Here is a 13266-nt window from a genome sequence, read left to right as displayed (position 1 = left end):
AAAAAAACAACACTGTGTTATTGAAATAACTTTTGGTCATTTATTATAATTGACCACCAGTCAGTAAAATGGCCATATCGGTCTTGCCAAAACGAAGGGCCGTCCGGTTCAAACCCCTTCGTCCCGAAACGTCATTCTATTGAGGGTTATGATGAAAAAGATTCTTTTTGCTTCCAGCGCACTTGTCGCTGTTGCCGCTGCAGGCACCGCACAGGCTTCCGAGCCGATCCAGCTTTCGGTTGGCGGTTACATGGAACAGTGGGCTGGTGTTGCTGACCAGGACGTTGGCGAATCCAAAAACGCTTTCCAGTCTGACACCGAAGTTCACTTCTCTGGTAAGACCACGCTTGATAACGGCATCGAAGTTGGTGCGAAAATTGAACTTGAAGGTGAAACCTCTTCGGACCAGATCGATGAACAGTATCTGTTTGTTAATGGTGGCTTCGGTCAGGTCAAGCTTGGTAAAGACGATAGCGCTGCTGACTCACTTGCCATCACCGCACCGTCGGTTGGCCCGGTTGGCGTTAACGATGGCGATCTGACCAACTGGGTTGATGCTTACCTTGTTGACACGGTTCCGTCGAGCGGTGACCAGAAGCGCTTCACCTACTTCACCCCGAACATCAGCGGCTTCCAGGCTGGTGTCTCTTATGCGGATGACAGTGGTTCGAACAACAACGACACCGCGACTGACGGCGACAACATTCTGTCCGCGGGTATCAGTTATCAGCACGACTTCGATGGTGTCGCGGTTGGTGTTTCTGCAACCGGTGAAAACCAGGCTGAAGGCAACTGGTATGGCCTTGGTGCAACTCTTGGCTTCGGTAACTTCGTCGTTGGTTCTTCCTGGGGTCACATCGAAGACGATTACGCGCAGGGTGAAAACTCCCGCACCGCTGGTGATACCGACGCGTTTGACATCGGCGTCTCCTACGCAATGGATGCGGCGACTGTTTCGCTGTCCTACGGTTATGCTGACTACGGAAACCGCACCGACGGTTCCAGCACGACAACTGGCGAAATCAGCACCGTTGATCTCGGCATGTCCTATGCGCTTGGTGCAGGCGTTGCTTGGAAATCGTCGATCTTCTGGTTCGACGACGAAGCTGACAGCGCAAACATCGCCGATAACGACGGCTTCGGCGCCGTTACCGGTCTTGCTCTGACCTTCTAATTCCTCGGAATTAGGATCGATTTTGAAAGGGTGGCTTCGGCCGCCCTTTCTTTTTGTCTGTATCGTGGGAGTGCCGGTTGCCGCCGCCCCTGATCAGGAAGCGAACAGATCCTCAGTGATCGCATCGCTAATTGCCAGGATGTTCTCGGTCAAACGGGCAACGCAGGGGACGGGCGCGTTCGTCACCAACGCCTGCACGAGTGAGGTATCGCCTTTGTCGGGGATATCGGGAAGGTCAGTGATCGGCAGCGCGAGACTTCCCATGCAGCCTATTTTACCATCAACTGTGGCACGGAGTTTTGCGAGGCCACATGGGGCGGCGCAATGGGGGCCGACAAAATCGCTTTGCCACGTGCGCAGGTTTTTGTGGCGGCCTTGCAAGGTTTTGGCATCCGCCGAGCTATAGATGCCGAGTCCCGGTGTCTGGAAAAGTTTGGAGATATGGGCCGGTCCGCTGTCGGCGACAACCAGGTAATCCTGCTGCCCGACGAACTTGACCAGATCGCCGATGGTTTTGAAGCCATCCACAATCCGGATGTTGTCGCCGTTTCGAATACCAAGATCATTCAGCGCGGCCTTGTAAGCCTTCATCATTCCCTGATAGGCATTGAGCACAAGGGTGATGTCGCAATCCTGTTTGGCCAACATCGTGGTAATCTCGGTGACCAGCTTCGGAGGTAGCGTGCGCAGTGGCGAGGACGCCATCGGGACGACGCCGATTTTATGCCGGGTTGTACTTGGCAATTGGCGTTTTTCGAGCGGTATGGGCGGAATGCCGAACGCCTCGCAGAGGGCTTCTTCCGGGTTGACCGGCATGGTCGCAATATCACGCCAGCCTTCCATCTCACTGAGATCAATCACGTGATCAAAGCCTTTGAGCTGTGTGCTCGAGATAAATAGCTGGAAAATCTCGGTATCTGGCATCAGCGCAAAGATGTCCGATGCGCTGCCGCTGTTCAGCACCCCGATCCGGATATCGGCAAAACGCTGTTTGAGCGCGCGGAAGAACAGCGCCATGCCGACACAATCGCCGAGCGCATCATCAGGGATCAGAAACAGCACGGCCTTGTTTGATAAATCCTCATCACCCCAACCGTCGCGCTGCAAAACCTGAAATCGGTAACTGTCCGACTTGATCTTGACCCCGGGTGCGCCTGCAAGCACCTGACGGCGCAGAAGGGATGACGCGCGGGTAAAATAGATCGCGCTGTTGTCAGACGCCTGGGTCAGGGCTGCACTGACGTTGGGCAGGCCAAACTGAAACGGCTGTTTGGAGGCAAAACGGGTAAATGTCTTGCGCGAAGGGTGCAGGGCCCGGGGCATTTTGCGGGAGAACTCCGGTCAACGGGATGGTGGGTGACGAAACCCAGAAAACCCGATCCCGGCGACGGAGGCAAGGGCTGAAGTCCCCAGATTTTCGATTGTTTGCGCGGTGATCCCGCCAAGGCCGATCGGGGCCATGCCGGCCTGCTGGCACGCCTGGATCATCTGGTTGGTTTTGCTGCGCGAAAGCGGTTTGGCGCCGGGGTGGCTAAGGGTTGGAAAGATCGGAGAAATCAAAACGCCATCGGGTTGGTAACGCGCTGGAAGCAGGGCGAGTTTTCGGATCGTTTGCAGCGAATGGCAGGCCGATGTGCGCAAGAAACCTTGCGGAATCCGATGATAGATGCCCGGATCGGTCAGGGCCCGGTATTCGGGAAAATGCATGCCGTCGGCATCGAGCCGGAGTGCCAGCGCGACGTCATTGGCCACCAGAAAGACGATACCTTTGGTGCGGCAGACTGTTCGGAGTTGCGCGCCGATTTGCGCCCGCATCGGATGATCGTAATGGCGAAAAATCACCATGCTGTCGCGGGGCAGGGCGCGGATGGCGGCTTCCGGATCCGGCATCCTTTGATCATCGGTCATCAGCACAACTGGCGGGATGCCATTCGGGCCGCCATTGCGTAAATTGAGCCTGCGTGCCTGCTTTAACAGGGCTTTATCCATTGATACTATCCCGATGTGGCAGCTATATCTGAGCCCAATCGCTTTACCGATGAAGGACTATCTTCCATGAGCAGTCATGATCTGTCATCTGACAAATCCGATGTTGCGGCCAACCTTGCCGAAATTCAGGGCAATATCAACGCGGCATGTGACGCGGCCAATCGTAATCCGGATGATGTGACGCTGGTATGTGTGTCCAAGAACCATGAGGCTGATCATGTGCGCAAGGCGCTGGTCGATGGCAGGCGCGTGTTTGGCGAAAACCGGGTGCAGGAAGCAGCAGGCAAATGGCCGGGACTGCGCGCCGAATTTCCCGATCTCGAGCTGCATCTGATTGGGCCGCTTCAAACCAACAAACTCAAGGACGCGGTGGCGCTGTTTGACGTGATCGAAACCGTGGATCGCCCGAAACTGGCCAAGGCGCTTGCCAAACATCGCGACAATACCGGCACCTGCCCGGATCTGTTCATTCAGATAAATACCGGCGAGGAAGAACAGAAGGCCGGCATCGCGCCTAAGGATGCCGATGACTTCATCAAAATGTGCCGCGAGGAGCTGGATCTTCCGATCATCGGATTGATGTGCATTCCCCCGGTTGACGAGGAACCGGCCCCGCATTTCACCCTGCTGGGCAAGATTGCCGATCGTCATGGCCTTAAAATCAAAAGCATGGGCATGAGCGGTGATTACGAGGCCGCAATCCGCTTTGGTGCCACGCATGTGCGGGTTGGGACGGCTATTTTCGGCTCCCGGGGCTATTGAGATAGCCAAAAGCACCGAAATTTGGGCTTCTAAATCTGCTTTCGGGGTGAAAACCTGCAAAAATCATGTAATTCATGCTTTATCCGTGCGTTTTGTGGCGATTCGCGTGAACCTCACCTTCCTGTGGATAATCAGACCAAGAACATAGACGCGCCACCCGGGCGTTTGTGACAAAAAAATCCCGCATCAGCGGGATTTTCTTTTGTGGGCGCAAAACTGCAGCCTGATCAGGGGTTCAGCTTGTAGCCGCCCGGCTCGGTAATCAGGATCGCCGCGTTTGACGGATCCTTTTCGATCTTTTGGCGCAGACGATAGACATGGGTTTCCAGCGTATGGGTGGTGACACCGGCATTATAGCCCCAGACTTCATCAAGCAGGGTTTCGCGGCTGACCGGTTTGTCGCCGGCCCTAAACAGGAACTTCAGGATCGAGGTTTCCTTTTCCGTGAGGCGGACTTTCTTTTCGCTCGCGGTTTCAATCAGGATCTTGGCACTGGGCTGGAAGCTGTACGGGCCGATGACAAAGACCGCGTCTTCGCTTTGTTCATGCTGACGGATATGGGCGCGAATGCGCGCCAGCAACACGTTTAGGCGGAATGGCTTGGTGACATAATCATTGGCGCCCGATTCTAGACCCAGAATGGTGTCAGAGTCACTATTGGCCCCGGTCAGCATGATGATCGGCGATTTGACATTGGCGCGCCGCATCAGTTTGCAAACATCGCGGCCATCCATATCGGGCAGGCCGACATCGAGCAGGATCACGTCAAAATAGGAATCCTTGGCCAGATCGAGCGCTTCCTTGCCGCTATTGGCAACCACACATTCGAAATCTTCATGAAGTCTGAGCTGCTCTGTCAGAGACTGGCTGAGGGCTGCATCATCCTCAACCACCAGAACCTGTTTACCTGTCGACATTCACCGTCCCTTGCTGCTGACCAGTTCTTGTTTGCGAATAGAAGCTGATTTCGATGGATAATCACACCATTGTTTTTGTGGAACTTCTGATCCGACCCGCCATATATGTAGTACGGGATCTAGGATCAGTATCTTACTGTCTATTTTCAAGAACAAACTGTTTTCGCTTTGGTCCTTTAACTCCTGACCAACCCGGATTAGGTGGTAGGGGCGATTTGTCTATAATGTGATGTCGTAAAATCTTGAAAGATGCGCGTCTTCCTGCGATTTTGCGCATCACCTTATAAGCACGATTGCGCCGCCTGATGCGCTTATATGAATTAAACCGGGTCTTTATCCAGCCCCATAGCCACCGGATCGCGATGTTGTGATCACAAAGACAAGATGCCGATGACCCAAAGCTCCGCCGTGACGGCCCAAAATGACAGCAATCTGATCCCGGCGACCGACCTGGTAACGGTGTCCCGCGCTGTGGCAGATTTGCGCCGTGGCGAGATCGTTTTGGTCCAGGGGCATGATAATGGCGAAGCCCACAGTGTTGCGGTGATCGCGGCCGAGCCGCTGTCCCAGCATGGTCTGGAACGTCTTTGTGACATTGCCGGAAACGAAACGGTGCCAGCAATCGTCCTTCCGCGCGTGCGGGCCAAATCGCTTGGTCAGGCATGCAAAAACGATCCGTTCATTGCCTTTGTCTCTGCAAGCCAGTCGGCTGTTAATGCCGATCGTTTGGGTGAGATCGCCAATCCGTTGCTTGATCTTGATGCGCTTCCCGACGGGGACTGGCGCCCGATCAGCATGGCTGAACATGCCGCCATCCGTCTGGCAAAGCTTGCACGCCTGTTGCCTGCTGTTGTGACCGTGCCGGTCAGTGGTGATCAGCTTGAAAATCTTGCCCGGGCGCAGAATTTACTGGTTCTGCAGTCTGAAAGCATCAATGGCTATGAAAATGCCTCGGCCGCAAGTTTGCGCCAGGTCAGCGAAGCGCGTGTGCCGCTTGAAGATGCCGAAAATGTCACCGTCATTGCCTTTCGTCCGGAAGATGGCGGGCAGGAACACCTTGCCATCGTGATTGACGAACCGGCCAAGGACAAACCGGTGCTTATTCGCCTGCATTCGGAATGCTTTACCGGGGATCTGATCGGGTCGCTGCGCTGTGATTGCGGACCGCAGCTGCGCGGTGCCATTTCCGAAATCGCCAAAAGCGGCCAGGGCGGTATTGTCCTTTATCTGCGTCAGGAAGGGCGTGGCATCGGGCTTGTGAACAAGCTGCGTGCCTATGCCCTTCAGGATCGCGGGTTTGACACCCTTGATGCCAACGAGGAACTTGGTTTTGACGCCGATGAACGTGTTTATCGTCCGGCGGCCGAAATGCTGCGTCAGCTTGGCTTTGAAAGCGTGCGCTTGCTGACCAACAATCCGGAAAAACTCACCGGGCTTGAAAGCTGGGGCGTGACGGTTTCCGAGCGAGTGCCGCACAAATTCCCGTCCAATGGGCATAATGAGTTCTATCTGCAGACCAAGAAGGAACGGGCTGGCCACCTATTTTAAACCGCGTTGGATGGCCTGCAAATAACGGTTTCTTCTGCGTATGGTTCACGCGCCTTAAGTACGCTGCGCGCCAGTGCTCGCCGAACCCATCATTTTCGCCACATCCCACACAGTTTAAGCTCTGCCTGATTTAACTGTGCCGATGCGACCCGGCAGAAGATTCCGACGGGCAGATCTGGCGAAAGGCCTTTCCAAGAAAATCACTGTATTTCAATGTTTTAGCGAGCGCTAAAACTGGCACTACTTTTGCTCATCATGTGGCAAGAGGAGGACAGACATGTCGATTGATGAAAATTGGCGGCAAATTTCGCCCGGTAGCATAACGGGTAGTGCAACTGGCACAGGCGGGGCAGCAGACAGCAAGTTTGCCCAGTCGAACGCGGCTGATGCGCTTTCGGGAGACGGCGAAGGCCGGACATTTTCGCAATACATGTTTGGCGAGGACGGTTTTGAGTTCACCGATGTCCTCGATGTAATCAATCCCCTGCAGCATATTCCCGGTGTCGGCATGATCTATCGATCGCTCACCGGCGATGAGATCGGCAATGGCGCGCGCGTTGCGGGCGGCGGCCTGTTTGGCGGGGTGTTTGGCCTTGCAGGCGCTGCGATTGATGCCGTGGTCGATGCCGTTACCGGTGATGATACCGGCAGCCACGTCATGGCGTTCGTTGAAGACGGTTTTGGCGGCAGTGGTGTTGATGATGGCACGGCGGTGGCTGATGCCAGCGATGCGACGAAAAACCAGCAAGCCACCGTGGCGCAAAACGGGACCTATCAGGGGGATCTGGTTCTGCCCTGGATGAGCGAGGCTTCGGCCCAGTCCGCAAGTCCGGCCGAACAGGCCACCATCGTACAATCAGCCCCGACTGCACCCGTTGATCAGACAGTTTTGGCCGCAGCCGATGCAACAGGTGGTGCCGGGGTGAAGGCATCTGATCTGAATGTGCCGTGGGCGCAAGCGGCGCAAGTGGCCCAAGGAACACAAGGTGTTCAGGCCCCACAGGTCGCGCAAGCCGCCCAAAATCCGGCACCTGCCAACGTGGCGGCTGCTGATGGGGAAATTGCGACGGCAACAGCCCTGGCATCCGATCCCGCAGAACTGAGCGTTGCCATGGCCTCGGCCGGGACCACCAACCCGGTTTCGACCCTGGGCCAGACCATATCATCAAGCTCGACCGCGAATGAGCCAGTGCGGCGCCCGGCACCGAAAGATGCTGATACCGTCTGGGCACGGGCCGCAAGCAGCGGGCGGATCAGCCGTCAGACCAATAGTTTGGCCATTGCGGCCGAGGTAGCAGAGCATCAAGCAAAGTATGGAAAGCCGGAGGCACTGAAAGCCGAAACTGAAGAGCGGGAAACATTGAACCCGCTAGCCCTTTCGACAGACGGTACCCCGCTTTCGGCGGCTGAGATGGCGGCACGCTTTAACGCGGCCCTTGGTCGGGACAAGGCTCAGACCATGGCGGCTGATGCGGTGGCCAGCAGCAATCCGGTGGCCGATGATGGCCAGATGACGGCACGTGAAACAGCGCGCGGCTCAGAAACCGGGTCTGCTACCGTGGCAAAGGCGTCATCTGCGGACGATCCGGCCAACCACCCGCTGTTGCAGCAGGCATCCCATAACATGAATGGGGATGCGCCGGTGGGGGCGTGGTTCAGCCAGACGATGATGGATGGTTTGAAGAAATATCAGGCAATGCAGCAGCAATCGGGAAAGTCCGGTAACGCGATCTGATCAACGTCTTCGCCTTTTGAAAGGGGCGGCTATATAAAAGATCGGATGAACCCATCCATTGCGAGATCGATCATATGTTGCTTGCCGCTGCTCAAACCCGTGCGTCGTCTGATATCGCTGACAATGGTAGAACCATTCGTCGGGTGTTGATGGAAGCTGCGCGGCAGAGCGCAAGTTTGATCTGTTTCGGGGAAGGTGCGCTCAGCGGTTATCCTAAAAGGTATTTCGACAATCCAGACATTTGGGCCGATTTTGACTGGGCGCAACAAGAAGCGGAGCTTCGAAATATTGCCCAAACATGCCAAGACTTGCAGGTATATGCCGCGCTTGGCTATGCCTGCGCCCAACAGCCCGCTTCGCCGCCTCGCAACAGCCTGATCGTGTTTAGTCCGGACGGTAACCATATCTGCCACTACGACAAGCGTGTCTTGTCGTATGGAGAAAGTCAGGGTTGGTATCAAGCGGGGCAGGAGCCTATTGTTTTTGATATCAATGGCGTGCGTGTTGGATGCGTAATTTGTTTGGAAATCCAGTTTCCCGAGTTTTTTTCACAATATGCGCGTTTGGGCACAGATTTGATAATCCATGCATCGTCGAAACTTTCGCCGTTCTTTGAGATCGCACTTCAGGCGCAAGCCGGGTTTTATTGCCAATGGGTGATGTCAGCAGTGTGCACCGATCAATCACAGGCAATAGCGGCAGGGATTGTCGGACCTGACGGCCAGTGGTTGGCCCGCGGTCCTGCTGACGGCAAAGAGGGTTTCGCCCTGACCCAATTGGACAAGAGCGCGCCGGAGTTTGAAATTGCTCTGTCAAAGGCACGTCCTTGGCGGGAAAAGGTACGTGCGGAAATCTTGAACCAGGTTCGATAACGCGGTCTGACGGTCCACGTTTCGAAATCGAAACAAAAAGCCCTCCTGGTTCAACCGGCGGGCTTATACATTGAGAGGCAGAAGGATTTGTTATGATCCTTCTGCCTCTTTTGTTTGAACGGGTGGTGGCCACCACCCGTTCACGGTGCACAGAGCGGTTGAGCCCTTGCGGGCAGGACCCTTGACGGTCGTAAAAAAGCAGAACCCTCTGAGCACCCTGAGGCTTCGTCGAACCGCTGAGAGAGCTTTTACGCTCGTGTATAAGAGGGACAAAGCCAATGACTTATACTACGCGTTTTGTGGGGATCGATATATCGAAATCCACCTTTGATATTTGCCTGTTACCTGAAAACCGGACAAAAACTTTTGCCAATACGCCTTCGGGCATTGCCAGCTTTCTTGGTTGGCTTGCCGGGTATGAGGATGTTGAGCGTATCCTTGTTGAACCGACAGGAGGCTATGAACGATCAATTGTTGAAGCCTTGCTGGCGGCACGCCGACCCGTTGCAAAGGTGAATGCGAAATATATCCGCCAGTTCGCCCGCGCGAGCGGCCAACTGTCCAAAACCGACCGGATTGACGCCTTCGTTATCGCAGATTACGGCAGGCGCATGGAAACCCGCTTACTCGAGCCCCCTTCAGCACGGCAATCAGAACTGTCCGACCTCGTACAGCGCTACCGCCAGCTTTCTCACATGATTGTTCAGGAGAAAAATCGCAGGGAAAAGCAGGTCGATAAAACGCTGGGATGGATTGAGGAAACGCTCGACTTTCTTGTTGAGCAGCGCTGCAAGGTGATCAAAGCGATGGAAACCTGCCTGGCCGAATATGAGGACTTGCAGGCTCAGGCAAATGTTCTGATGTCGCTGAAAGGTATCGGGATGAGAACCGCTTGCTTCCTGCTGGCTGGATTGCCCGAACTCGGACGGCTGGACAAGGGCCAGATTGCCAAACTGGTTGGGGTCGCACCGCTTAATCGTGATAGCGGCCTCATGCGGGGCAAAAGAACGATTGCCGGCGGCAGGCAACAGGTGCGCGACGTTCTATATGTCGCCGCACTACCTGCTATTCGCTTTGATCCAGAAATGAAAGCCTTCTACCAACGCCTCAAACAAAAGGGAAAACCCGGAAAGGTCGCGCTGGTCGCCGTCATGCGCAAAATCATTGTAAGGGCAAACGCAAGGATGCGCATATATCATGCAGCGGTCCTTGACACTTAACACCGCTGCTTTTTGTTGTTCAGATGTTCTGGCGTGATCAGCCGTTCAGGAAGCCGACGACTTCCTTGACCTCTTTAAGGATCGGCTGGGCGATGGTGTTGGCCCGTTCCGCCCCCTTTGCCAGAACCTGATCAATATAGGCCGGATCGGCATTGAGCCGTGCCATTTCCTCGGTGATCGGTGCCAGATTTTCGACAACGACGTCGGTCAGCGCCTGTTTGAAGCCAGAGAACTGCGTGCCGCCATGTTCTGCCAGAACTGCATCGACGGTGCTGTCGGTCAGCGCAGCATAGATGGTGATCAGGTTCTTGGCTTCCGGGCGGCCTTCAAGACCAGCGGCCTCGCTTGGCAGCGGTTCTGGATCGGTTTTGGCCTTGCGGATCTTTTTGGCGAGCGTTTCGGCATCATCGGTCATGTTGATGCGCGCCATATCGGACGCATCGGACTTTGACATCTTTTTCGAACCGTCACGCAGCGACATCACCCGCGTTGCCGGACCCAAAATCAGCGGTTCTGGCTGCGGGAAGAAGCCCTCGACCCCGTAATCGGTGTTGAATTTCAACGCGATATCACGTGCGAGTTCAAGATGCTGCTTCTGGTCTTCGCCGACCGGCACATGGGTCGCCTTATAGGCCAGAATGTCGGCTGCCATCAGGCTCGGATAGGCGTAAAGACCGAGAGATGCGTTTTCGCGATGTTTGCCAGCCTTCTCCTTGAACTGGGTCATGCGGTTCAACCAGCCGATGCGCGCGACACAGTTAAAGATCCAGGCCAGTTCGGCATGGGCGGAAACCTGGCTTTGGTTAAACAGTACCTGATTTTCCGGGTCGATGCCCGAAGCGATCATGCTGGCGGCCAGTTCGCGAATGTTGGAACGCAGTTCCTTGGGGTCTTGCCAGACCGTGATGGCATGCATATCGACCACGCAGAAGATGCATTCATATTTCTTCTGCAGGTCGACCCAGTTGCGGATCGCGCCAAGATAGTTGCCAAGGTGAAGGTTACCGGTGGGCTGAGCGCCCGAAAACACACGTTCCATAACGTCGTCGTCCATTTCATATCTTGAGTAACGGGACCTGCATACTCCGCCAGGTTTTGGACACCCGCCGGCGGACGAGCATGCAAGCAACGCGCGCGAGTTAAGCCCCGTGGCCGGGGAAGGTCAAGCTGCTTATCGGGAAACGTGCCGAATAATTGCGATCAGGCGGGTTTTCCCCGCTTAAGGGTCGATTTCAGCTCGGAAAAGCTGGTCGCGCCAAGCAGTTGGGCGCTGATCGCATAAACCGCCATGCCGCCGCCAACACAGATCGCCATGGTGATGATCCGCGTGATCGAAAGCGCATCATTTTGCCAGAAGGCATCAATGGCAAACCAAAGGGCCGATCCCATCAGGGCGGACGCCAGAAGAATGCGCGGCACACGTTTTAACAGACGGGCATCAAACGCCAGATCGCCGCGCCGACGCAAGATAAAGCCAAGCGACATCGCATTGACCCAGACCGAAACAGACGTGGCGGCGGCAATGCCGAGATGCCCGAACCATGGCATCAGGACCACGATCAAAATGATGTTGAGCACCATGCAGGAAATGGCAATGCGGATCGGTGTTTTGGTGTCTTCGCGCGCAAAGAAGCCCGGTGCCAATACCTTGACCAGGACCGAGGCCGGCAGGCCAAACGCAAACACCGTGAGCGCCATGCCGGTCATAAGGGTTTCTTCCGCCCCGAAGGCGCCGCGTTCAAACAGCACATTGATCACCGGAAGGCCCATCACGCCAAGGGCGACCGCTGCCGGGAGGGTAAGGAGAAGGGCGATTTCAATGCCGCGATTCTGGCTATACATCGCGGTTTTGGCATCATCGCCCTGCAATTGCCGCGAGAGTGTCGGCAAAAGGGCCGTGCCAATGGCAATGCCAATCACGCCAAGCGGGAGTTGCTGCACGCGGTCGGCATAATAAAGCCAGGAAACAGCACCGTCGGACACAAGCGATGCCAGCATCGTGTCGATCAGAAGATTGATCTGATAAACCCCCGCACCAATCATGCCCGGGATCATGCGTTTGCCCAGAAGCTTGATGCGGTCATCAACACGCGGCAGCTGCCACTTGATGGCAAAGCCAGCCCGTTTGCAGGCAATCACCAGGGCAATGAATTGGGCAACACCGGCAATCGCCACCCCCCATGCAAGGGCGTGGGCGGGTGTTTCCGTGACTGGTGTCAGGCCAAGCAAGGCACCAATCAGACAGATATTAAGAATGATCGGCGCGGCAGCGGCAGCCGCATAGCGATGGAGCGTATTCATAACGCCCGACATCAGGGCAACGGCGGAAATAAAGGCGAGGTAGGGGAACGTGATGCGCGACAGTTCAACGGCCAGCGCAAACTTTTCGGGATTTTCGGCAAAACCCGGCGCAAAGACATACATCGCCCAGGGCATCAGAATTTCAATGATCGCCACCAAAAAACCGGTGATCAGCACCAGCATCGACATGGCGCGTGCGGCAAATTCACGGGCGATGTCCAGACCGCGTTTTTCAATGTCGCCGGCCAGAAGCGGGATGAAGGCCGCGGAAAACGCGCCTTCGCCAAACAGGCGGCGAAACAGGTTGGGGAACTTGAACGCGACAAAGAACGCATCGGCCATGCCGCCGGCCCCGAGCATACCGGCAATCAGAATATCGCGGCAGAATCCCAGCAAACGGGACAGCAGGGTAAAACCACTCACCGTGGCAATAGAGCGGACAAGCGACATTCGTTAAGCGTTCCGTATTCAGGGTCAGGACCTAAGTCGCGATTCGACGTCAAACCGGAGGATCAATCTGGCGGTGATGACGTGCGATTGCGGTATTTTCAAGCTTGATGGACAGAAATCTGACAGCCGAAGGTGAAAATAGTCGTAATTTTTGAGCCCTAAAACGCGCGGCTTATATCGCATTTTTGTGAAAGTGGTTGAATCAGGTGATTTTTTTGGGGGCCCTGTGACAACCGTCACAGAAAAACAGTTGCGAAGGCCCCATATTCTGACTCGCTGAGGGTTCGTTGGGACGCGA

11 protein-coding genes are annotated in these 13266 nt (G+C 55.5%); 6 read left to right on the top strand and 5 right to left on the bottom strand.

Annotated elements, in window-relative coordinates:
- The first annotated feature begins 151 nt into the window (after window positions 1–151).
- Entirely contained in the window at window positions 152–1174 is a 1023-nt protein-coding gene (locus ACXAF0_RS01570; protein WP_475343024.1) for a porin, read from the top strand.
- 93 nt (window positions 1175–1267) lie between these two features.
- On the opposite strand, the gene ACXAF0_RS01565 is transcribed toward ACXAF0_RS01570, so the two are convergent.
- Both ACXAF0_RS01565 and ACXAF0_RS01560 read right to left on the bottom strand, forming a co-directional pair.
- A complete protein-coding gene (locus ACXAF0_RS01565; protein ID WP_475343023.1) occupies window positions 1268–2497 on the bottom strand; it encodes a glycosyltransferase family 9 protein in 1230 nt (409 codons plus the stop codon).
- An 18-nt stretch (window positions 2498–2515) separates the two neighbouring features.
- Window positions 2516–3163 (bottom strand): thiamine phosphate synthase, encoded by a 648-nt coding sequence (locus ACXAF0_RS01560; protein WP_475343022.1) that lies wholly within the window; start codon window positions 3161–3163, stop codon window positions 2516–2518.
- Between the two features lie 66 nt (window positions 3164–3229).
- Between ACXAF0_RS01560 and ACXAF0_RS01555 the strand changes: the two genes are divergently transcribed.
- Window positions 3230–3925: a YggS family pyridoxal phosphate-dependent enzyme gene (locus ACXAF0_RS01555; RefSeq protein ID WP_475343021.1), complete on the top strand. Its 696-nt coding sequence runs from the start codon at window positions 3230–3232 to the stop codon at window positions 3923–3925.
- A 227-nt stretch (window positions 3926–4152) separates the two neighbouring features.
- Here the strand turns inward: ACXAF0_RS01555 and ACXAF0_RS01550 are convergent, their stop codons facing one another.
- The gene (locus ACXAF0_RS01550) at window positions 4153–4842 is read right to left on the bottom strand and encodes a response regulator transcription factor (protein WP_475343020.1); all 690 of its coding nucleotides are present in this window, start codon (window positions 4840–4842) and stop codon (window positions 4153–4155) included.
- Between the two features lie 390 nt (window positions 4843–5232).
- On the opposite strand from ACXAF0_RS01550, the gene ribA reads away from it, so the two are divergent.
- The 4 genes from ribA to ACXAF0_RS01530 all read left to right on the top strand — a co-directional run bounded on the left by ribA (window position 5233) and on the right by ACXAF0_RS01530 (window position 10217).
- On the top strand, window positions 5233–6390 hold the full coding sequence (gene ribA / locus ACXAF0_RS01545; protein ID WP_475343019.1) for a GTP cyclohydrolase II: 1158 nt from the start codon (window positions 5233–5235) through the stop codon (window positions 6388–6390).
- Window positions 6391–6667: 277 nt separating this feature from the next.
- A complete protein-coding gene (locus tag ACXAF0_RS01540) occupies window positions 6668–8125 on the top strand; it encodes a hypothetical protein (protein ID WP_475343018.1) in 1458 nt (485 codons plus the stop codon).
- Between the two features lie 74 nt (window positions 8126–8199).
- A complete protein-coding gene (locus ACXAF0_RS01535) occupies window positions 8200–8997 on the top strand; it encodes a carbon-nitrogen hydrolase family protein (protein WP_475343017.1) in 798 nt (265 codons plus the stop codon).
- A 278-nt stretch (window positions 8998–9275) separates the two neighbouring features.
- Entirely contained in the window at window positions 9276–10217 is a 942-nt protein-coding gene (locus ACXAF0_RS01530; RefSeq protein WP_475343016.1) for an IS110 family RNA-guided transposase, read from the top strand.
- A 37-nt stretch (window positions 10218–10254) separates the two neighbouring features.
- Here ACXAF0_RS01530 and trpS read toward each other — a convergent pair whose 3' ends face one another.
- On the bottom strand, window positions 10255–11256 hold the full coding sequence (gene trpS / locus ACXAF0_RS01525; RefSeq protein ID WP_475346210.1) for a tryptophan--tRNA ligase: 1002 nt from the start codon (window positions 11254–11256) through the stop codon (window positions 10255–10257).
- A 161-nt stretch (window positions 11257–11417) separates the two neighbouring features.
- Window positions 11418–12968, bottom strand: a complete 1551-nt coding sequence (gene murJ / locus ACXAF0_RS01520) for a murein biosynthesis integral membrane protein MurJ (RefSeq protein ID WP_475343015.1) — start codon at window positions 12966–12968, stop codon at window positions 11418–11420.
- Window positions 12969–13266 lie beyond the last annotated feature (298 nt).

The sequence above is a fragment of the Thalassospira sp. ABD4_177 genome, assembly GCF_056160125.1.
The sequence above is the reverse complement of the archived record's forward strand: the minus strand, read 5'-3'. Positions and strand labels throughout refer to the sequence as shown.

Bases quoted from the DNA above. Each gene is read 5' to 3' on its own strand.
- ACXAF0_RS01570 (WP_475343024.1), top strand. From the start codon at position 152: ATGAAAAAGATTCTTTTTGCTTCCAGCGCACTTGTCGCTGTTGCCGCT.
- ACXAF0_RS01565 (WP_475343023.1), bottom strand. From the start codon at position 2,497: ATGCCCCGGGCCCTGCACCCTTCGCGCAAGACATTTACCCGTTTTGCC.
- ACXAF0_RS01560 (WP_475343022.1), bottom strand. From the start codon at position 3,163: ATGGATAAAGCCCTGTTAAAGCAGGCACGCAGGCTCAATTTACGCAAT.
- ACXAF0_RS01555 (WP_475343021.1), top strand. From the start codon at position 3,230: ATGAGCAGTCATGATCTGTCATCTGACAAATCCGATGTTGCGGCCAAC.
- ACXAF0_RS01550 (WP_475343020.1), bottom strand. From the start codon at position 4,842: ATGTCGACAGGTAAACAGGTTCTGGTGGTTGAGGATGATGCAGCCCTC.
- ribA (WP_475343019.1), top strand. From the start codon at position 5,233: ATGACCCAAAGCTCCGCCGTGACGGCCCAAAATGACAGCAATCTGATC.
- ACXAF0_RS01540 (WP_475343018.1), top strand. From the start codon at position 6,668: ATGTCGATTGATGAAAATTGGCGGCAAATTTCGCCCGGTAGCATAACG.
- ACXAF0_RS01535 (WP_475343017.1), top strand. From the start codon at position 8,200: ATGTTGCTTGCCGCTGCTCAAACCCGTGCGTCGTCTGATATCGCTGAC.
- ACXAF0_RS01530 (WP_475343016.1), top strand. From the start codon at position 9,276: ATGACTTATACTACGCGTTTTGTGGGGATCGATATATCGAAATCCACC.
- trpS (WP_475346210.1), bottom strand. From the start codon at position 11,256: ATGGAACGTGTGTTTTCGGGCGCTCAGCCCACCGGTAACCTTCACCTT.
- murJ (WP_475343015.1), bottom strand. From the start codon at position 12,968: ATGTCGCTTGTCCGCTCTATTGCCACGGTGAGTGGTTTTACCCTGCTG.